Raw genomic sequence first — 19,252 nt, 5'->3', positions numbered from 1 at the left:
AGGTATCCACAAAATCGCGCACCGCCCGGCAAGTGGCCGTGGCGGCGTCAACAACCCACAGGGAGAAAAGATAGTGAACACCAATGTGATCGGCAAGCGCAATTCGTTCAACATTCCCGACGACGACCTTCAGGCCGTCCAGGCCGCGGTGCAGACCTTGCAGGCCAAGCTGGTGCCGCACCTCGTCAACATCGGCCCCGACGACAAGCGGGCGTTGACGAAGATGGGCAGCAAGAGCGTGGATTTCGTGTCCAAGACCCTCACCTACGCCAACACCAACCCGCAGTTCAAGCCAGCGTTCGTCGATATCGACAGCTTCTCGAGCGACGTCAACGCCTTCGGCGTGCTGCGTTCGCTGCAGCAACCGGTCAGCCAGCTCGCCGACATGCTCGACGACAGCCTAGCGCTCACCGGCAGCGACGCCATGACCGCGGCGCTGGCCTACTACCAGTCGGTCAAGGCCGCCAACAAGCTGAACGTGCCCGGCGCGGCGACCATCAGCGATGACCTGTCGACGCGCTTCGCCGGCCAGGGTGTGCGCGCGCCGGGCAAGGCGCCGACCTCCGCCTGAGCCGGGGCTCGCGCGGGCGCCGACTGGAAAAATCCCAGGGGCGCGAGCTCCGGGCGGGCGAACCGCGCGGCGGCACCCGGCGCGTCCGCCCCCGCCCGCGGCGCGAAGGCGGCGCGCTCGGCGCTTGCCGATCAGCAGTTGCCACCGAAGATGCCGGCGACGGCGTTGCACGCCCTGCGTGCGTCGCTGTTGTCGCCGCCCAGGATGCCGTGCTGCTGAATGGCATCCGGGCTGATGCCGGTCGTCCCACGGATGATCTGGCCAGGTACCGTCGACTCGCGCTGCGCCGCGGCGACGTTTCCGCGGATCATGCTGATCAGCGTGTTGTTGTCGCCGAAGCAGCCGCGTCCACCGATGCCATCGGTGAAACACTTGTTCAGCTCGTCGGCGGTCAGACGCCCGGCGATACAGCCACCAGCCGCATAGGTGACGCCGTTCTGCGCAACGCATTCGGCCGCGACTTGCCCCTCATGGTTCACGCCGAACGCGCCCGCAACCTGGCCGGTGGGGCCCATCGGCGGCACCGGGAACGGCGCCGGCAGCCGGGTTTGGCCACCGGGGAAGCCACCAGGCGCTCCCCCGGGGAACGGCAAGGGAGCGGGCATCGGCACCGGGCCCCCTGGGAAGCCACCACCGACGAAGACGGTAATGCCTTGGCCCGCCGGGCCGAAGCACGGCAGCCCGGGTTGGGGGACGCCGCCGGGCATCGGGAACACGCCCGCTGGCGTTTGGCATGCCAGGGTTCGCGCTTGAGCCGACGCGCCGGATGCGAAGCCAGCGGCCAGCAGGACGGCGACGAGCGAGAACTTGAACTTGGTCATTTCGGACTCCTGTGAGACAGGTGAGGATGTGAGAGAACTCGATGGTGGGCCGATGACGATGGCCGGATCGACCGGGAGGGGCTGTGGACAACGTTCGTGCACTGGACGAGAGCGTCGAAGCAACGCGGCACGCGGGACTCCGCGACGCAGATGGCGGGGCGGGACACCGTGAGGTGTTCCCGAGCACCGCCATCGAAGTCGCCCAGATCGCAATGCCACGCGACGTTGACGATGTGGAGGCCGCGGTGGAAATCGTCCATATCGCCAAGGCCAGCATCCTGGCTCGAAATGGAACCCTGCCCGTCAGGCGGCGCGGGACTCGGGCTCAATAGCCCAGCGTCCACTCGACCTGGCGGCATACGTTCATGCGACGCTGCCATTCGCGCCCGTCGGCGCCGATGGCGAGCACGTCCAGGATGCACTCGCCGCGCGCGCTGCGCGAGTTGAAGTTGACGTCGAGGTCGTCGCCGGAATAGATGATCTCGTCGCCCAGCACGTCGACGCCCGGGTCGTCATCGTAGGTCGGCGAAGCGTGGATCTCGACGATCGCCGTCGGCGATTCGTTGTCGACGATGACATGCATGTCCGCGGCGAAGGCGGGCGCGGCGCAGAGCACCGCGCCGGAGAGCACCGCGAGGCCGAAGAACCGCTGCGACACGGCTGCCAGCGTCGCAAGAGTGTGAGAGGTGGTCATGTGAATCTCCTTGGATAGAGGGCTGAGCATCAACTGCAAGTTGAGTGGAAGCGAACCGTTCGAATCCACGACTCCAATGTCTTGCAGGGGGCTCCTGAAACCCAGTACGGAAGTAACTCCCGACAAGTGACGGAAGTCACAACACCGGGAGGAGCGCGCTCGGCGCGCCTAGCGTGCCGCAGGGAGCTTCCGGTGGATCACGTATCGACCTTGCTGCACGGAAACGTATCCGCCCGCCGACAGGTCCTTCAAGACGCGATTGACCATCTCGCGCGACGAACCGACGCGGTCGGCCAGGTCCTGTTGCGTGAGTCGCTCGCGAACCACGAGACCGCTTGCGGTCTCGTCAGAGAGTTCCATCAGCTCCTGCCGGAGTCGGCCGTAGACGTCCTGCAGCGCCAGACGCTTGACCTGCTCTGTCGCGCGGCGAACCATCCGCGTCAGCTTGCACACGAGATGCAGCGCGAACTCCGGGTGCATGGCGAGCACGTCCTGCAGGTCGGGAGACGGAATGACGCAGCAGGTGGTCGGCTCGGCGGCTCGCACGGACGCTGCCCGCAATCCACCGTCGAGCGCCAGTTCCCCCACGTATTCGCCCGAGCCGTGCTCGCCGAGGATCACGTCGCGCCCTTGATCCGAGCTGGCATAGGCCACCAGTCGACCCGTCAGCACGATGTAGAGCGCATTCCCGCGCTCGGCTTCGTTGATGAGAATCGCGTGCTTTCGAAACGACCGCGTCGTTCCGAGCGACCGCATTTCCTCGAGTAGTTTCGGATGAAGACGATCTTCCTGCACGGCACCCCCAGTCACGCAAGAAAGACGCGCGCGTTCGATGCACGACACGGCGTCCCGCGAAATGCTCACGTCGAATGCATGGACTTCCATCGCGCGTTCTCGAAGCAACTTGCCCGGCCGAACGCCGCCGGGCAGGCGTCGCTGTCGGCGCTGCCGCTCATCATGACGCGGTCAGTTGTTCACGATCTTCGGATCTCCGGTCGCGCACACCTCTGGATCGACGGTCTCATCGCCCACGATGATGATCGGCACATAGAACGTCGTGGAAGCCGACAAATTCCAGTGCTTCAAATGGAAGTCATGGGCTCCCGCCTTGGGCTCCTTCAACTGGCTGGCGGAAGTCGACCCGAGGACGAGAATTCCATGATCGGCGTGAAAGTGCACTGGACGCGTAAAGCCATTGGGGACGAGATTCCACTGGATATCCCACTTGTCCTTGTGAGTCTTGTCGTCGATGGTGACGAGGGGTGGGATGGCGGCAACGCAGTAGTCCTTTCCGTCGCTGGCCGTTGCGGTGATCAAATCGATGTTGATCGTGCAGGTGTGCTTCTTGGCATCGCACGGGTCAGGATCACCGCGCTTGTAGATCAATGCCTCATACGTGTCGATGAACTTTGTCAGCTCTGTCTTTGTGAGCATCGGCGCAGCGCCTGTCGGCGCCGAAGGCGATTGTTTTGGTTCCGGAGTCGCACAAATCCCGCCATGACAGACCCCGAGCGCCACCAGGAATGGCAATTTGATTCGCATGAAATAGCGCTCCTCATTGGCTTGACGAAGTAGTTATAAAGGGGCGTTGTTGGTGGGTCAAGCGCGGCAGCGGGAACGCCCCCGGCTGCAGACCGTCCTGTCTCGATCGGCGTCGGCAACTCGGCGCACCTTCGAGCTGTTCGACCCGTCGACTCAAAGGCCTCGGCGAACTTTCAAAAAGTTATCTGCTTACCTGCAGCGTCGCCGGCGGGGCCGCCGCCGTGGACTCCGGCAGGCACATGTTCGTGAAGGTCTGCCTCCACGCGGCGCGTTCAGTGACCTTGCGTGCGATCACGGAAGCCAGGCTCTCGATCGTGTCGGCCGCCGCTTCGTTGTTAAGAGCGGCGATCCCGAAACTGCGAATGAGAATACCCGTCGCCACACCGGTCGCGCTGTCGGCTCTCGACGCCTTCTCATCGACAGCGGACACGCCGTCCTGAAGCAGCTTGTACTTGTCGGTCAGGTCGGACGACAGGCACCGGTCCTTGGGGTAGAGGCCATGGACACACGCGGTCGATGACGGCGCGGCCGGCACGTAGGGGTGCTTGGAGTCGAATCCTGCCTCCATCAGGACACGCGCCATCTGAGGCGCGAAATCCTTGCCCTTCGGATAATCCCAAGCCGTCGTCACGCCGTTTGAGTAGCCGACCGTCAGGGTCACCCCCTGGAAGCGAATGGTCGTTCCGCTGCGAGAGACGAAACCGGTTTCTCCGAGTGCAGCACTGATCAGGCAATTCGTGCTGCTGTCCTTGTTGCACAGCGCCTGGAACTGAGTCTGGATGTCTTTGATGACTTGCTTTCGCTCGTCGTCAGTTGGCGTCAGCTTGAATTTGGCAATGAGCGAATCCACCGCGTGGGTGGCCATCGTGTCGGTTTGAAGCTGGGCCTGAAACAACTTGCCCGCGCGAAAGTAGTCCTTGAAGTACACCCTGGCGAAATGTCCGACCTCGGACTCTTGCCGACGCTGCGCGTACATCCTGACGACTTGGGGCGTGCGTGCAGCTGCCAAGTCTTCCCGCGCGTATTCGGCTTCCAAGGCCGTGAGCCCCGCAAGGGCGCTGTCTCCCCCGGCCTGAATCGCTTGCGAGACTTCCGTTTCCCAGTGGTCCCGCGCGCCAAGCTTGACCAGGACTTGCCGCGGAGCAGCAGCGCCCTGGCTCACGATGGCGTTCTCCGCAGTAGTCGCCTGGGACTGCACCATTGCGATATGCGTCCAAAGCACGCCGGCGGCCTGCCTGGCGGCGGGGTCGAATGCAGGCGTCTGTTCGAGCGGACCGGCCACGCCCATGGCCTCGTAGATCCGTGCATTCGCCTCCGGCGAAAGAGGCCTTCTGTCGCGTGCGTTGCGCAATGTCCAGGAAGGCGCGCCATTGAAGGCGCCGTCCGCGCCGCTGCGCATAACTTCCAGCAAAGGTGCTGGGCTTCCTCTCAGTACCTCAGCGACTTGCTTGTCCTCTTCCGCTGCCGCGTTCCTGTAGTACTCGATCAGCGCAGCCTGCTCACGCTTGCTGGCGTCCAATTTGACGCATCGCCCCGGATCCTGGGCATCGGCCGTCAGCGTGATCGTGCCGCAGCCCACCAGCGGAAAAAAGGCCATGACCATGCAGCTCGCCACCATGGAACGACGCATTTTCGACCTCCCGCGTGAGTCCGACAAGTCTACGTCGTTGCCGGGATTCGCGGCGCTATTTCCGGGGACGAAGCGCGCGTCATTGTTGCCTTTGCGGCTTTGAGCCAATTTTCGCGGCCTATGGCATTCTCACGTCATGCAAGCCTACCGCGCGTTGTTGATGACGGACATCGTCGACAGCACCCGCATCTCGCAGGAGATCGGCAATGCAGAGACGGAAAGGCTGTGGGCCGTTCATGACGAGATGGCGCGGGCCCTGCTCCGCACCTGGAATGGCCGCGAGATCGAGAAGACGGACGGCCTCGTTGCGGTTTTCGGCGGCGCGGCCGAAGCACTCGGTTATGCGATCGACTACCGCCGCGGTCTGATTTCCACGGGTTTTCCCCTGGAGGCGCGGGTCGCGATCGAAGTGGGACAACTCACGGTCAGGGAATGCAGTCCTGAGGATCTCGCTGTCGGGGCCACGCGCTTTGCGGTCGACGGCCTTTCAAAACCGGTTGCCGCGCGTTTGCTCGCGATCGCGCTGGGCCATCAGATATTGCTGACGGCCGACGCGGTCATCGCACTGGGATACACCGAGTTCCGCGTGCAGACGCACGGGCATTGGCGGCTCAAGGGACTGGATCGTCCGATCGAGATCTTCGAGATCGGAGAGAGAAACGCCCATTTCACCTCGCCTCGGGATGACGTGAAGGCGTACCGCGTCGTCCGGGTGCACGACCTGTGGCTGCCCGCACGCGACATTCCGCACAGCCTGCCGGCTGCACGGGACGCGTTCGTCGGTCGCGATGAGTCCCTGAAGCAGATCGCCGACAAGTTCGAAAACGGCGCCCGGCTGCTTTCCGTCGTTGGTGTCGGCGGCACCGGCAAGACCCGGCTCGTCCTGCGATACGCCTGGATGAGCCTTGGCGATCGTCCAGGCGGTTCCTGGTTCTGCGATCTCGCCCAGGCACGGACCATCGACGGCATCCATTTCGCGGTCGCCCAGGGCCTGGGGCTCTCGTTGAACAACGCCGATCCCGCCATGCAGATCGCGCGAGCGTTGGCGGGTCGCGGAACGTGCCTGGTCATCCTCGACAACTTCGAACAGGTCGCGGAACTGGCCGAACAGACCCTGGGCCTGTGGATGGACCATGCGCCCCTCGCCACGTTCATGGCCACGACACGCGAGACCCTGCGCATCGTCGGCGAGGAAGTGCTCTCGCTGGCGACCCTGTCGGACGACGACGGCACCGCACTCTTTCTTCGTCGAGCCGAGTCGGCACGGCAGGACTATTGCCCCAGCCCCGCGGACATGGCCGCCATCCGTGCGCTGGTCCAACGGCTGGATGGCCTTCCTCTCGCCCTCGAGCTGGCCGCGGCGCGTATCCGCGTCCTGCCTCCGCAGGCACTGTTGTCGAGGTTGCATGAGCGCTTCGACCTGCTGGCCGCTCCGGCACGACGACTCGGCCGGCAAGCCACGTTGCGTGCGGCATTCGATTGGTCGTGGCAGCTCTTGAGCGATGCCGAGAAGTCGGCGATGGCGCAGCTCTCCACATTCGAAGGCGGCTTCACGCTCCAGACGGCCGCCGCCGTGCTGGCACCCGTCCGAGCCGGGCCCGCCCGCGACGAGGACATGGTGGAGTCCTTGCTCTCCAAGAGCTTCGTCCAGCAGGTCGACGATCGCCGCTTCCGTCTGCTGGAAAGCATCCGCGCGTATGCGCAGGAGCATCTCGACACGGCGGGCAGCTTCGCCGGGAGCGGGCCGCAAGCTGCCGTCGAAGCGCAGCGGCGTCATTGGACCTACTTCAGCACGCTGGGTGAATCGGCGAACGAGAACGGTCAGTGCGACGAGGCCAACAACCTCGTGGCCGCGTGCCGCCGGGCGACGCTGGCCGGTGAAACCGGTGCCGCGGTCGGCTGCCTGATCGGCGCCTGGACGATCCTGCGCCTGACCGGGCCGCTGCGCGTGGGCGCCGAGCTGGCCGAGAAGCTGCTGGCGAATGCGGCCCTGGGCGATGGCGAACGCGCCCTGGCGCATTGGGTCGCCGGCAACGCACTCGAACTCATGGGCGTGATGAATCCGGCCCGACAACATTTCATCGACGGGCTTCGCCTCGCGAGATCATCCGGCGACGCCGTCTGCGAGGCGCGTTTGCTGATGGCGCTCGGCAATCGTCAGACGATCGATGGCGACCTGCAGGCGGCCTATCAGAACCTGGCGGACGCCGAACAGCGTGCAACGGCCAACGCCAACACCAGCCTGCAGGCCCAGATCCTCAATTGCATCGGCCGGCTGATGGATCACCAGTCGCGCTTTCACGAGGCCCGCATGGCCTACGAGAAAGCGCTCGTGCTTGCGCGCCAGATGGGCGACCACCGGCTCGAGGGCGGCTTGCTCGGCAATCTCGGCGGCCTGCACCTCGATCAAGGACACCTGAAAGCGGCGCGCGAACAATACGACCAGGCCCTGGCGCTGGCGCGCGAGGTCGGGGACCGGCGTTGGGAGGGGAACATCCAATGCAACCTCGGGCTGATCTCGCAGGAGGAGGGCCTGCTCGAGGACGCCCGTGTGCGCTTCGAACGTGCGCTCCAGGTCGCGCGGGAAATCGGCCACGCGTCGCTCGAATACACGGTGCTTTGCAACCTCGGCATCGTTCTCGAAGCCGAGGGGCTCGTCGAGGAAGCGACGAGCAACTACGAGCAGGCGGTGGCGGCGGCCCGTGACGCCGCCGACCCGCGGTCGGAAGGTCAGTTCCAGGGGTATCTGGCAGTCGTCTATGCCAAGCTCGGCCGGGCCGACGAAGCGCAGGGCTGCCTGTCCAAGGGCGAGCGAATGCTGTTGGACATGTCAGATCAACTGGCCTATGCGGTTCTGAACTGCCAGCGCGCCGAGATCGAATTCATGGCGCAGCGGCAGGAAAGCGCGCGAGCCGCCTATGCGACCGCCGAAAAGATTGCCGTTCGGCTCGAGGCGGGGCTGTCGTCGGAGCTGGGTCGGCGTTTGGCAGCGCTTCGTTCGCTCTTTCAGTAGGAAAGCGTGTCAGTTATTGACGATCTTGGGGTCGCCAGATCCGCAGAGCGCGGCCTCCGTACTGGAGGGAACCTTTTGCCAGACCAGGGGGTAGTACACGACGTCCGAAACCACGCTGGAAGGGACAGGTTTGTATTTGTAGGACATTATTATTTCGGTATCCGTGACCGAGTCAGCTTTGCCCGCCGTTTCTTTGGCATCGTCCCTGAGGACAATGAGTGCAAGAGGCGGTTTGAAACTATAGGTGGCGCCCGACGGCGGGCTATGAGGATGCGCGACACCGCCGATCACCCAATGAATCTTCGTCACCGTGCCAGGTATGGGATGTTTCCCAAGAATGATCTTGACTGTGCCGACCTGAGAAGCGCACGTGAGCATGGTGTCCCCATCGAAAACCTCAAGCGGCACGATGGTGACAGTGCAATCCTTGCCGAGCGTGCAATCGACTTCCGGCCCTGCGTACAGCGCACTCCCGCTTTTTTGTACGAGTTCCAAGAATTCGTCAAGCATCAGCTTGTCGAAAGGAAACTGTTGGACCGTAAGCGGCGGCGTGGCTTCCGTAACGCCCGACAGGCCGACGACCAGGAGGCAGGCAGCGAATTTCGACAGCTTGGTCATTGAAGCACCTTTTCGAATGCATTGAAACTACCGAAAGTCGGCAAGCACTCTCGACGTGTCGGCACCTGGAAAGCTCGATTGCTCGCAGGCGAGACTAACGCAAAGCGACGGCGAGAAACAGCCAAATGAACTCATCAAGAGGGTCTTCGATCGCGCGGCACGTGTCGTGGATCAAAGCAGAAGAGCCTCCTATGAAGATTTGGAAAAGAAAACGTACGGCAACGAGACATATCTTGACCCTTCAAATGCGGTGCTGAGCATAGATATTCCACGCTGCCTGCGCATCATCAACAATATGGAGCTGCTTCGAGTCGAACTGCCGCCGTATTCGCATCGCACATCGCAGCACTGGTGAACAAGCCGCCCAGCCTGGGCTTTCGGCTTCAACCCAAGCACCATCCGTCGGCAATGCAACTGCAGAGCGACCCTTGCGTACCGTCACTCGGCCGCCTCTCGCCAGTTTTTCAAGTGGCGATTGACCGGCGAGCCAGCGCAGTCGACCGGACCCGGTCAGGCGCGCGCTCGCACAAGGTGCGCCCCTGCGGCGAATGGCTGTCTTCCCTGCGTCGATTCGTCCACGCGCCGCAGGTGTGAATAGGTCACTCCCAGCCTGACTGTTCCTTACTCCTCGATCGAGCCCGGCGTCTCCAGACTGCATTCACGGCGTTGCGAAATAGGTCGCACCGACGTGAACCACCAAGGAGCCTGCCATGTGGAAAACCATCGACGACGTCGCCAACACCCTGTTCGGCCTGACCCTGTTCGCGGGAACCGTCGCGTTCCTCATTTCCGTGTTCGTCCGATAGGACGCCACAGGTCAAACCAATCGGCCCGCGCAAGCCTTTCGAGACGCATCGAAGCTCGAAGAGGCTTGCCACTGACCTCGGCCACGCGCCGACGGGAGTTCGCCATGTCGTGGACAAGCATTCAAGAGATGTACGTCGAGACCGCGCAAGCGGTGCTCACTTCGCCGAATCTGCCGTTCGCGCTGACCATGCTGGCGCGCGTCTACGGCCTCCTGCTGGGACTCACCCTCGCCCACTGACGCGTCCGCCTGTTCAATGACGGACGATGTAGAAGTCCTTGCTCCGATAGGCATCCTGGTCATTGGCATCGTCGTAGCCACCGACCCACGGCTTGACGAGGCGCGACACCGAGTACTGCAGCAACGGGATCATCGGATAGTCGTCCATCTCGAGGCGCATTGCCTGAGTCATCAGGGTCTTGCGCTTCGCCGGATCAGACATCGCCTTGCCCTGCTCGATCAGCTGGTCAGCCTTCCGGTCGCAGCTCCTGTCGTCGTTGGAGTCCGAGCCGCATTGAACGACCACGAAGAAGCCGGTGACGTCGGGATAGTCGAACAGCAAGCCGGTGCGCGCGATCTGATAGTCGCCCGCATGGCGCCTTTGGTTCAGCACCGTGAATTCCATGCTCTCCATCTGGACGTCGAGCCCCAGCTTGGTCTTCCACTCCGAAGCCATGAAGATCGCCATCTTCTTTTGATAATCGCTCGTGTTGTAGGCCAGCGAGAACTGCGCGCCGGGCTTCACGCCGGCCTCGCCGAGCAACCTGCGCGCCTCGGCCACGCGCTTGTCCATCGGCCACTCAGCCCACTCGTAGGTGAGTGGATCGACGCCCTCGGTGCTCCCGATCGTCAACCCGTAGACGGGCAACTGGCCGTCGGCAGTGATTCGTTCCGCGAGCACCTTGCGGTCGATCACCATCGACAACGCCTTGCGCACGCGAACGTCTTTCAGCAACGGATGGCTGTTGTTCAGCGCGTAGAAGCGCATGCCCATGAGCCGGCTGACGTGCATCTCCCTCGGATACTGCGCCTTCAGCGACTCAAAGGAGCCCGCGGGCACCTGCAGCATCATGTCGTTCTCGCCCGACTGGTAGAGCTTCAGGTCCGCGTTGCCGTCGTCCACCGAGAGGTAGGTGACGCGCGTCAACGCCACGTTTCCCGCGTCCCAGTACATCGGATTCTTTTCGACGACGACCTTGCTGTTGGGCTGCCAATCCTTCAACACGTAGGCCCCATTGCCCACCAGGTTGCCCGGCTTCGTCCATTCCCGGCCGTACTTCTGCACCACGACGCGCGGTACCGGGCTGAACTGCGCGAGAGCGAGAAGCTGCGGCAGGAACGGGATGGGCCTGGGCGTCTTCACTTCGAACGTGAGCGCATCGAGCGCGCGCACGCCGAGCTTGTCGATCGGCATATCGCCCTTTGAGATGGCAACGCCGTTGAGGATGTAGTCGCCATCGGTGGCGGCCTGCGGCGCGGCGGTCTTCTGATCGACAAACCGGCGCCAGCTGTAGACGAAGTCGTCCGCGGTGACGGGCGTCCCATCAGACCATCGGGCGCCCGCGCGCAACTTGAACACCCAGGTCGTCATGTCGGTCTGCCGCCACGACTCGGCGGCGCCCGGGACAAGCGCGCCGTGGTTGTCGATCGCCGTGAGCCCTTCGAACAAGTCGCCCACGATGTGGCTGGCGGGCAGCGACTCGACCAGCGCGGGGTCGAGCGACTCGGGCTCGGCGGCGTTGTTGCGCCTCATCTCCTGCGTTGCTGCGAGCGGCGTGCCTGCCGGGATCACCGCGCCCGAGGCAGCCATCATGAAGCCTGCGCCCAAAGCAACTGCGACGCAGGCTTCTTTCGTCGGGCGGCAGAGATCATGAGTCATCGTATCTACCCCAACGATGGAGGACGCGCTCGGGATCCGAGGGAAAAAACCTTCCACGAGCCAGCAAGGTCTCCGTGTCCGGATTATGCGGCGCAGGCAGCTGAAACGTCGAGCGTGACGATGACCATGCCGTCTGGTTGCACAGGGACACGAGAATGCCCCAGCCGATATCAGCGGGCTGCCTGAGCGTCAGGACCGGTGCAAGCGGCAGCGAAGCGTCGTAGCGGGCTGGGCGACCGAATTCGGGCGTCGAGCCTCCATCGGCGCAGTCATGTCATGCCTCGGACACAAAATTTCTGACAGGCCTCCCTGCGGGCAGGACTCGATTGCACTCCGGCAGAAACGAGTTCGATCCAACACTGAACCGATGCCACTTCATCTGAAGTTCGTCATGTCGCGCATCGAACCGGTTGCTGTCCAAGTGAAACGAGTTCCACTCGGAGACCAACGAACTGCTCTCCGAGTAGAACTCGTTCCATGCAGAGTAGAACTCGTTGCATGCGGAGTGGAACGGGTTCGTGTCGAACACTCGCCGTGTTCACTCCGCATTGAACTCGTTCCACTCGGACATCAACTGACTACCTTCGGAGTCCTGACGTTTCCTCTCGCAGGGAAACGAAGTGCTCTCCGGACAGAACCGCAGCCCGACCGCATGGTTCGTCCGCGTGCGGCCGGCCAGTCGCGCCGTCAGCGCGCTCCGCCTTCGCCACCCTGCCCGCCTCCCGCGTTGGTCGACGCCAGCCCCCACCGCTGCGCCGCCGCATCGTCCGCCACCCGCGCGTCGACCCAGCGCTCGCCCTCCGGCGTCGTCTCCTTCTTCCAGAACGGCGCATGCGTCTTGAGATAGTCCATCAGGAACTCGCACGCCTGGAACGCGTCGCGCCGGTGCGGCGACATCGTCGCCACCAGCACGATGCGCTCGCCCGGCAGCAGCCGGCCGACCCGGTGGATCACGAGCGCGCCCTGGACGCCGAAGCGCGACTCGGCCTCGACGATCATCGCCTCGATGGCGCGCTCGGTCATGCCGGGGTAGTGTTCCAGCGTCAGCGCGGAGACGTCGTCCTCTGTCGTGTGGCCGCGCACGCAGCCGACGAAGCTGGCTACGGCGCCGACGTCGGTGCGATCGCCTTGCAGCGCGGCGAGCTCGGCGCCGACGTCGAAGTCGGCCTCCTGGATGCGCACCCGGCTGGCCATGCTCATCCTCCGGTCACTGGCGGGAAGAAGGCGACCTCGGCGCCGTCGCGCAGCGGCGTGGCCTCGTCGGCGAGCGCCTGGTCGACGGCCACGCGCACCGCGCGCCCGGGCGCGAGCGCCTGGGCGTGGGCGTCGGACTGCGTGCGCAGCCAGGCCCTCAGCGCCTCGGCGGTGGGCTCGCCGGCGGGCTGCCAGTCGAGCGCGCCACCCGGGCCCAGCGTCTCGCGCAGCGACGCGAAGTACTTCAGCGACAGTCTCATGGCGCCAGCTCCGCCAGCGAGAGGTAGCGCACCAGGTCGCCGCGCCGCACGGCCTGGCCGGGCGGGATGTCGGCGAGGCCGTCGCCCCACGCGAGCGACGTGAGCACGCCCGAGCCCTGGTTGGCGTAGAGGTCGAGGCCGCCGGTCTCGTTGCGCCGCACGCGCAGGAACTCGCGGCGCTTGTCGGGGCGCGGCCAGTCGAAATCGGCGCGCATCGGGATGGGCCGGGGCATCTGCGCCTGCGCGCCCTGCAGCCGCGCGAGCACGGGTCGAACGAACAGCGTGAAGGTGACGTGGCTCGAGACCGGATTGCCCGGCAGCCCGATGAACCACGTCTCGGGAACGGCCACGTCTCCGCCCGCCTGCGAGTCGCTCCCGAGGGGCTGCGGCGGCCTTGCTCCGGAGTGGCCGAGCGCGGCGGCCGCCGGGTCGTGCCGCACAGCCCCGAACGCCAGCGGCTTGCCCGGCTTGATCGCGATGGCCCACAGGTCGAGCCGGCCCTCGGCGGACAGCGCCGGCTTGAGGTGATCCTCCTCCCCGACCGACACGCCGCCCGAGCTGAGGATCAGGTCGTGCCCGGCCGCGGCTTCGCGCAGCATCGCGCGGGTGGCCTCGAGGCGATCCGGCACGTTGCCGAGATCGGTGACGTCGCAGCCCTGCCCGCGCAACAGCGCCCCCAGCATGAAGCGGTTGGAGTTGTAGATCGCGCCGGGCGGCAGCGGCTCGCCGGGCATCACGAGCTCGTCGCCGGTGGAGAACAGCGCCACGCGCGGCCGCGCCGCGACCTCCAGCTGCGCCATGCCCACCGTCGCCGCGAGGCCGATGGCCGCGGCGTCGAGCCGATGGCCGGCGCGCAGCACGACGTGTCCGCGCATCACGTCCTCGCCCTGGCGGCGGATCGCCACGCCGGGCGTCGGCAGCTCGTTGACGCGCACGCCGCCGAACGCATCGTCGGCCCCGGTGGAGGCAACGGCCTCGCAGTACTCCTGCATCACGACGGCATCGGCGCCCGGCGGGATCTGCGCGCCGGTGAAGATGCGCGCCGCGGTGCCGGTGGCCAGCGGCTGGCCGGGCCGGCCCGCGACGATGCGCTGGCTGACGGGCAGCAGCGTGCCGGCGCCGTTGGCGAGATCGGCGATGCGCACCGCATAGCCATCCATCGCGCTGTTGTCTTCGGGTGGCACGTGCACGGGGGAGACGACGTCGCGCGCCAGCACGCGGCCCCAGGCCTCGGGCGTGGCGACGGTCTCGGTGCGGCCGGACGGCGCGACGGCGGCCAGCAGGCGCGCGAGCGCGTCGTCGGCGCTGATCAGCGGGCCGCGCGCGGGCGGCTTCGGGGCGGGAGCGGGGGCGGTTTCTGTCATGAGGACTGCATGATGCAACAGCCGCGATGGCCGGGGCGCCATGACCGTCAATCCCGGCTGGTTTCGTCCAGACAGGCGGTCTGCAACCGGCCGGGCACTGCGACTCGCAACGGCCGTCCCGTGGACGGCTGATGACCGACAGGTCCCGGTCTTTCGCGTTCCAGGCCGGCACGCACTCCCATCGACGGGGCCCGGATGACCCCAGCGCACGAATTGCCGGGCGGGTCCAGGCTGGGCCATGCGCAGGTCAACGTCGGCGGAGGCGCCCAGCGGCGTGTCGCGGCTCGCGAATTGGCATCGAGGCGGCCTGCCGGGCGTCGAAGCGCCAGGTATCCGCGGCAGGCCGTCAATCGGCGATGGGCGCCACCTTGCAATCGGCCGGCTCAGCCGGCTTCGGATCAGGCAATGGCCGCAGATTCACCGTGAGCCTCTGCGCGCCTTCCTTGATGCTGATGGAACAGAACGCCGTGACCCACCCTGCCGCCAGGATTCGCACCTTGGCCGACCCCAACGACACCGACTTGAACGTGACCTCTCCGGTATTGCCGGTATTGCGCTCCGGATTCGATGACGTGTCGCCCTCGATCTTGAGTTCGACGGCGGCCCTCGCAACGGGCTGGTCCTTGCCCGTGGCGAGGACCGACAGATCGGCGCTTCGCTTGTGCGCGGCGGCCGTGCTGGCGGTGGATGCCGGTTTGGGGCCGGCCGCCGGATCCTGTGTCGCCGCCGAGGCCGGCGGCTGCGACGCCGGCGCTGCCGTCGCCGATGCGATCGCGCACAGGGAGGCCAGCGAGCCCAGCGCCGTCGAGAGAATCGATGGCGCGAGAGATGTGTACATGGGCCTCATATCTTCGAATCTCCCTTGGCTGCGTGCGCCGGCTTCATGCGCAGCATGTCCGTGAGGATGTCGTCGTAGTCCTGCCGCTCCTTCAGGCTTGCCGCCCCGGCCGGGAAGACGACGAGATGCACGTTCACGAAACTGTTGGCCGCCCGATCCTTGGGGTCGTCGGCGACGACGAAGTCCGAGACGACGACGGCCGCCCTCAAGCCATGCTCCAGCTGCGTGTTGTCCAGCATCGGGAAGTCGTACTGGCCGACCCAGAAGTGGCGGTCGAAATACTGCTTGTCGTCATCGAACTTGACGCGCAGGCGCACTTCGATCTCGCGTTGATCGAGGTCGACATCGACGATCTCGGCCTCGATGCCTACGAGCTTGTCCCCGGCGGACACGGGCACGGTGATCGAGGATGGGCATGTGGACAAGGCCGAGGAGGCTGCGGAGGCGGGGGCGGCTGCGGCAGCGGCAGCACTCTCGTTCTTGCCTTCCTCGAAGTTGGGAACCAGTTGGCGCATCGGCACCTGTTCCGAGATGATCGGGCTGCCCGACATCGCCGGGTCCAGGCCGACCTGGTTGTCGCACTGGAAGCCCCGCCCTCCGAGGCTGGCCACCTGCTTCAGGATGACGTTGGAGGCGCTGGTGTCGAGACGCTTGCGCAGGCTTGCCAGCGTCGCCTTGTCGATGTTCTTCGCGGCGACAAGCCGCCGATTCAGATCCTTGAACAGCGGCGCGAGGTCGAGCGACTCGTTGAAGTTGCTGGCCATCAGCTCGAGCTGAAGCACCCGCGATGCCCAGTCGCCCGACTTCACGTTGGACAGCAATTGACTGATCACGACGCCGAACATGTCCTTGCGGATCACCGAGTCGGACTGTTCCCGCTGCGAGAGGAGCTGCGCGTACAGGTGCTCGTTGCTCTCGCGTGTCTCGCGCTGGCTGGAAAGCGTGGTGAAGTAGTAGCCGCCGATGCTGGTGATCGCCACCGTGACGAGCGGCATCGCAACGGCCTTGACCCAGTCGAGCGCGCTGCCGCCCGACTTGTGCGGGCGGATGCCGGCGCGTCGCACCCGCGTCGGATGAGGGGCGTCGTCGCGCTTGCCGCGCTCCGCGCCGTCGACGCGCGCCTCGGGCTCCGTCGGATCGATCGTCGAGTCCATCACTGTGGCCGGCTCAGGTCGGCATCGACCTGAACGTCGAAACGCAGGGCGTTGTTCGACACGAACACCGCAAACGGATTGCCCTTGTGCGGCCCTTTGCCGACGCGCATCTGGCATCGTCCGACCGAGGGGACGCGAAGCGTGAAGCTTCCTTGGGCATCCGTCGTGGCGGACACCTCGCTATGGGGCGACGTGTTGAACTGAGGGCAGGCCACCTCGATGTCCGCCCCGGCCAATGGCGCGTTGTTGAGCCGGACGGTGCCGTAAAGCGGGCCAGCGAGAGCGACGCACGAGATCCCGACCAGGATGGTGAGGCAGAACCCCGGCTTTGCGTTCATGAGAGCTCCTATGCGAGTCAGCGTCAAGGCGCGACACGGGCGAAAACTTACTCCCTGGTGTATGTGACTGCAATCCTCCCGATTGGGGTGGTGGCGTGCTTTCGCGGTTGACCGCTGCGCCGTCCGAAGTGCGCGGGCCTGATGGCCAGAGTGCGCTCCAGGCTCGAGCCGGCCCAAATCGGCACATCGACCGGGGCCCCGGTCTTGAGGTTTGCCGAGTCAAGCATGTCCGACAAAGAAGGAGCGACCTCGGGCCCCGTTCCCGAACCTGCCGCCCCTGCGCCCGACACCTCGGGACTATTTCTCGGCCGCACCCTTCGGCAAGCTCATGACCACCTCCGGACGAACCGGCAAGGCGCTCGCGGCCACTTGGGACTGGCCCTCCTTCAATGCCGCGCAATCGGAAAGGATGCTGACCGCCTCGTCGAGGAGGGCATCGTCGATGGTCTTCCTCGTCTTTTCCGCGGCGAGGTCCTTGTCGAGCTTGCGTTCGTTGAACTGCAGTCCATCGTCCGCCAGGGCGCTGCTTGCGCCCGATCCGGCGGCGCCCAGCATCGCAGCCAGGCGCTTTTCCGACGCGGCGCGCTCCTTGCGTCGAACCGCTTCGTTGAGCGAAATCACGTTGTCCTTGCGGAATTCCTGGGCCTTGGCGACGTCCTGCAACAGGTTCTGGAAGTCGCGGTCCTGCTGGATGCGGGTCGCGTGCCACGCCGACAGCCGGGGCAACTGGGGTGCGATGTCGCCCACAGGCGCGTAGTCGGCCGGCTTGATGCGGGTCCACGGCAAGGCGTTGTCGTAGCTCGACTCGCCGAACTCGGTGTCGTCGCTGGTCTGCGGATAGAGGATGTCCGGCGTGACGCCACGCAGTTGGGTCGTTCCGCCGTTGACCCGGAAGAACTGCGCGATGGTCATCTTCAGTTCGCCGAACACCGGTGTCGGGTTCTTGGCGATCAGGTCGAGGCTGGCGACGGTCTGCACCGTGCCCTTGCCGAAGCTGCCCTCCCCGATGATCACGCCCCGGCCGTAGTCCTGGATCGCGGCGGCGAAGATCTCCGACGCCGAGGCCGAGCCCCGGTTGATCAGCACGCCGAGCGGCCCGTCCCACGCCACGCCGAGGTTGGCATTCTTCTCCACGTTGATGTCGCCTCTGGCATTGCGAGTCTGGACGACCGGCCCCTTCCCGACGAACAGGCCCGTCAGGTTCACCGCTTCGCGCAGCGAGCCGCCACCGTTGTTGCGCAGGTCGATCAACAGGCCATCCACCTTCTCCGCCTTGAGATCGACCAGCAGCCGGGTGACGTCGCGCGTCGCACTGCGGTAGTCCTTGTCGCCCTTTTGCAGCGCTTCGGCATCCTCGTAGAACGACGGCAGCGTGATGACGCCGACCCGGCGCTTGCCCGCCCCCGTGGCCACCGAATAGACCTTGGCCTTGGCCGCGCTGTCCTGCACCGTGATGGTGTTGCGGACCAGGGCCACGGTCCTGTTCGACGCGTCGGGCCCGTTGTCGGCGGGCAGGATGTCCAGCCGCACCGTCGACCCCTTCGCGCCGCGGATCAGAGCCACCGTGTCATCCAGTCGCCAGCCGACCACGTCTTCCGTGGGGCCTGCAGGGCCTTGCGCGACGCCCACGATGCGGTCGCCGACCTTCAACTGCCCCGACACGCTCGCGGGGCCGCCCGGCACAAGTTCCCGGACGGTGATGTAGCCGTCGATCTCGGTCAGCACCGCGCCGATGCCCACCAGCGACAGCCGCATCGAGATGTCGAAGTTTTCCGCGGCGCGCGGTCCGAGGTAGTTGGTGTGCGGCTCGATCGCCATCGTGTACGCATTCATGAAGACCTGGAAAGCGTCGATGCTGGTGATCTTGCCCAGGCTGCGCGAGGCGCTGTCGTAGCGCTTGTCGAGGATCTTCGCGATGGTCCGGTCATCCTGGCCGGCGAGCTTGAGCCGCAACCAGTCGTTCTTGACGCGCTTGCGCCAGAGGTCGAGCGAATCGGCCTCGGTCGCCGGCCACGGTTGGTTCCTGCGGTCGATCGCCAGCGATTCGTCGCGCTCGAATTCGAATCCCTTGTGAAGCAGGCTGCGGGCATAGCTGAAGCGTTCGGCAGCCCGGCGTTCGTACAGGTTGAACATCTCGAAGGGCGCGCGCAGGTCCTCGGTCAGGATCGCATCGTCGAGCAGCGTGCGGTCCGGCGCCAGGCGATCGATGTCGGACTGCAGAAAGTAGACCTTCTCGGGGTCGAGCGCCTTCAGGTACTGGTCAAACGTCCTGGACGACAAGGCATCGTCGAGCGGCACGGCCTTGTAGTGGTAGCGGGACAGCAATTCCGCAGCCAGATGGGCCGCCTTGGCCTCCCGGGCCTCCGGCCTCAGCGGCGACGGGAAAGCCGCCTCCGAATCCGCGGCAGCAACCTGCGTTGCAGCCGCCAATGCCAGCACGAAGCAAATCAGCGTCTGTTTCAATCTCACTCCACCACCGTTGAACGGCCCATGAAAATTCCGCACCCCGTCCCTGGCCAGGGACGAGGGAC

Annotated in this window: 18 protein-coding genes; 4 read left to right on the top strand and 14 right to left on the bottom strand. The window is 65.4% G+C overall.

Annotated features, from left to right (window positions below):
- The first annotated feature begins 73 nt into the window (after nt 1-73).
- On the top strand, nt 74-571 hold the full coding sequence (locus tag LPC04_RS10055; protein ID WP_275682083.1) for a hypothetical protein: 498 nt from the start codon (nt 74-76) through the stop codon (nt 569-571).
- A 131-nt stretch (nt 572-702) separates the two neighbouring features.
- On the opposite strand, the gene LPC04_RS10050 is transcribed toward LPC04_RS10055, so the two are convergent.
- The 5 genes from LPC04_RS10050 to LPC04_RS10030 form a co-directional block, all read right to left on the bottom strand.
- Nucleotides 703-1,392, bottom strand: coding sequence for a hypothetical protein (locus LPC04_RS10050; protein ID WP_275682082.1), 690 nt, complete (start codon nt 1,390-1,392; stop codon nt 703-705).
- 325 nt (nt 1,393-1,717) lie between these two features.
- Complete coding sequence (locus LPC04_RS10045; RefSeq protein WP_275682081.1) at nt 1,718-2,086, bottom strand: hypothetical protein; 369 nt, start codon at nt 2,084-2,086, stop codon at nt 1,718-1,720.
- Between the two features lie 168 nt (nt 2,087-2,254).
- Nucleotides 2,255-2,971, bottom strand: a complete 717-nt coding sequence (locus LPC04_RS10040; RefSeq protein ID WP_275682080.1) for a Crp/Fnr family transcriptional regulator — start codon at nt 2,969-2,971, stop codon at nt 2,255-2,257.
- Between the two features lie 81 nt (nt 2,972-3,052).
- Nucleotides 3,053-3,628: a hypothetical protein gene (locus LPC04_RS10035; protein ID WP_275682079.1), complete on the bottom strand. Its 576-nt coding sequence runs from the start codon at nt 3,626-3,628 to the stop codon at nt 3,053-3,055.
- A 181-nt stretch (nt 3,629-3,809) separates the two neighbouring features.
- Nucleotides 3,810-5,258, bottom strand: a complete 1,449-nt coding sequence (locus tag LPC04_RS10030) for a hypothetical protein (protein ID WP_275682078.1) — start codon at nt 5,256-5,258, stop codon at nt 3,810-3,812.
- Between the two features lie 136 nt (nt 5,259-5,394).
- Between LPC04_RS10030 and LPC04_RS10025 the strand changes: the two genes are divergently transcribed.
- Nucleotides 5,395-8,271, top strand: coding sequence for an ATP-binding protein (locus LPC04_RS10025; protein WP_275682077.1), 2,877 nt, complete (start codon nt 5,395-5,397; stop codon nt 8,269-8,271).
- A gap of 9 nt (nt 8,272-8,280) precedes the next feature.
- Here LPC04_RS10025 and LPC04_RS10020 read toward each other — a convergent pair whose 3' ends face one another.
- Entirely contained in the window at nt 8,281-8,889 is a 609-nt protein-coding gene (locus tag LPC04_RS10020; protein ID WP_275682076.1) for a hypothetical protein, read from the bottom strand.
- Nucleotides 8,890-8,944: 55 nt separating this feature from the next.
- Between LPC04_RS10020 and LPC04_RS10015 the strand changes: the two genes are divergently transcribed.
- Both LPC04_RS10015 and LPC04_RS10010 read left to right on the top strand, forming a co-directional pair.
- Nucleotides 8,945-9,244, top strand: coding sequence for a hypothetical protein (locus tag LPC04_RS10015; RefSeq protein ID WP_275682075.1), 300 nt, complete (start codon nt 8,945-8,947; stop codon nt 9,242-9,244).
- Between the two features lie 555 nt (nt 9,245-9,799).
- Nucleotides 9,800-9,934, top strand: coding sequence for a hypothetical protein (locus LPC04_RS10010; RefSeq protein ID WP_275682074.1), 135 nt, complete (start codon nt 9,800-9,802; stop codon nt 9,932-9,934).
- A 13-nt stretch (nt 9,935-9,947) separates the two neighbouring features.
- On the opposite strand, the gene LPC04_RS10005 is transcribed toward LPC04_RS10010, so the two are convergent.
- The 8 genes from LPC04_RS10005 to LPC04_RS09970 form a co-directional block, all read right to left on the bottom strand.
- Nucleotides 9,948-11,573, bottom strand: a complete 1,626-nt coding sequence (locus LPC04_RS10005) for a peptide ABC transporter substrate-binding protein (protein ID WP_275682073.1) — start codon at nt 11,571-11,573, stop codon at nt 9,948-9,950.
- A gap of 687 nt (nt 11,574-12,260) precedes the next feature.
- Entirely contained in the window at nt 12,261-12,773 is a 513-nt protein-coding gene (moaE, locus tag LPC04_RS10000; RefSeq protein WP_275682072.1) for a molybdopterin synthase catalytic subunit MoaE, read from the bottom strand.
- Entirely contained in the window at nt 12,770-13,027 is a 258-nt protein-coding gene (locus LPC04_RS09995) for a MoaD/ThiS family protein (RefSeq protein WP_275682071.1), read from the bottom strand. Before LPC04_RS09995 ends, moaE begins: the two co-directional genes overlap by 4 nt.
- Entirely contained in the window at nt 13,024-14,391 is a 1,368-nt protein-coding gene (locus LPC04_RS09990) for a molybdopterin molybdotransferase MoeA (RefSeq protein WP_275682070.1), read from the bottom strand. The genes LPC04_RS09995 and LPC04_RS09990 overlap by 4 nt, the downstream gene beginning before the upstream one ends.
- Nucleotides 14,392-14,737: 346 nt before the next feature.
- Nucleotides 14,738-15,229 (bottom strand): hypothetical protein, encoded by a 492-nt coding sequence (locus LPC04_RS09985; protein ID WP_275682069.1) that lies wholly within the window; start codon nt 15,227-15,229, stop codon nt 14,738-14,740.
- Nucleotides 15,230-15,234: 5 nt separating this feature from the next.
- Nucleotides 15,235-16,500 (bottom strand): hypothetical protein, encoded by a 1,266-nt coding sequence (locus LPC04_RS09980; protein ID WP_275682068.1) that lies wholly within the window; start codon nt 16,498-16,500, stop codon nt 15,235-15,237.
- Nucleotides 16,383-16,721 (bottom strand): carboxypeptidase-like regulatory domain-containing protein, encoded by a 339-nt coding sequence (locus LPC04_RS09975; RefSeq protein WP_275682067.1) that lies wholly within the window; start codon nt 16,719-16,721, stop codon nt 16,383-16,385. Before LPC04_RS09975 ends, LPC04_RS09980 begins: the two co-directional genes overlap by 118 nt.
- A gap of 297 nt (nt 16,722-17,018) precedes the next feature.
- Complete coding sequence (locus tag LPC04_RS09970; protein WP_275682066.1) at nt 17,019-19,190, bottom strand: carboxy terminal-processing peptidase; 2,172 nt, start codon at nt 19,188-19,190, stop codon at nt 17,019-17,021.
- Nucleotides 19,191-19,252 lie beyond the last annotated feature (62 nt).

Origin of the sequence: Scleromatobacter humisilvae, assembly GCF_023231945.1 — a bacterium.
Classification (GTDB): Bacteria; Pseudomonadota; Gammaproteobacteria; order Burkholderiales; family Burkholderiaceae_C; genus Scleromatobacter; species Scleromatobacter humisilvae.
This window is presented reverse-complemented; position numbering and strand designations above follow the sequence as displayed.

What these genes read in the sequence shown, in the direction of transcription:
- LPC04_RS10040 (WP_275682080.1), bottom strand. Translation starts at nt 2,971, where the DNA reads ATGGAAGTCCATGCATTCGACGTGAGCATTTCGCGGGACGCCGTGTCG.
- LPC04_RS10030 (WP_275682078.1), bottom strand. Translation starts at nt 5,258, where the DNA reads ATGCGTCGTTCCATGGTGGCGAGCTGCATGGTCATGGCCTTTTTTCCG.
- LPC04_RS10010 (WP_275682074.1), top strand. Translation starts at nt 9,800, where the DNA reads ATGTCGTGGACAAGCATTCAAGAGATGTACGTCGAGACCGCGCAAGCG.
- LPC04_RS09980 (WP_275682068.1), bottom strand. Translation starts at nt 16,500, where the DNA reads ATGCCAGATGCGCGTCGGCAAAGGGCCGCACAAGGGCAATCCGTTTGC.
- LPC04_RS09985 (WP_275682069.1), bottom strand. Translation starts at nt 15,229, where the DNA reads ATGTACACATCTCTCGCGCCATCGATTCTCTCGACGGCGCTGGGCTCG.
- LPC04_RS09975 (WP_275682067.1), bottom strand. Translation starts at nt 16,721, where the DNA reads ATGAACGCAAAGCCGGGGTTCTGCCTCACCATCCTGGTCGGGATCTCG.
- LPC04_RS09990 (WP_275682070.1), bottom strand. Translation starts at nt 14,391, where the DNA reads ATGACAGAAACCGCCCCCGCTCCCGCCCCGAAGCCGCCCGCGCGCGGC.
- LPC04_RS10045 (WP_275682081.1), bottom strand. Translation starts at nt 2,086, where the DNA reads ATGACCACCTCTCACACTCTTGCGACGCTGGCAGCCGTGTCGCAGCGG.
- moaE (WP_275682072.1), bottom strand. Translation starts at nt 12,773, where the DNA reads ATGAGCATGGCCAGCCGGGTGCGCATCCAGGAGGCCGACTTCGACGTC.
- LPC04_RS10020 (WP_275682076.1), bottom strand. Translation starts at nt 8,889, where the DNA reads ATGACCAAGCTGTCGAAATTCGCTGCCTGCCTCCTGGTCGTCGGCCTG.
- LPC04_RS10050 (WP_275682082.1), bottom strand. Translation starts at nt 1,392, where the DNA reads ATGACCAAGTTCAAGTTCTCGCTCGTCGCCGTCCTGCTGGCCGCTGGC.
- LPC04_RS09995 (WP_275682071.1), bottom strand. Translation starts at nt 13,027, where the DNA reads ATGAGACTGTCGCTGAAGTACTTCGCGTCGCTGCGCGAGACGCTGGGC.
- LPC04_RS10005 (WP_275682073.1), bottom strand. Translation starts at nt 11,573, where the DNA reads ATGACTCATGATCTCTGCCGCCCGACGAAAGAAGCCTGCGTCGCAGTT.
- LPC04_RS10035 (WP_275682079.1), bottom strand. Translation starts at nt 3,628, where the DNA reads ATGCGAATCAAATTGCCATTCCTGGTGGCGCTCGGGGTCTGTCATGGC.
- LPC04_RS10025 (WP_275682077.1), top strand. Translation starts at nt 5,395, where the DNA reads ATGCAAGCCTACCGCGCGTTGTTGATGACGGACATCGTCGACAGCACC.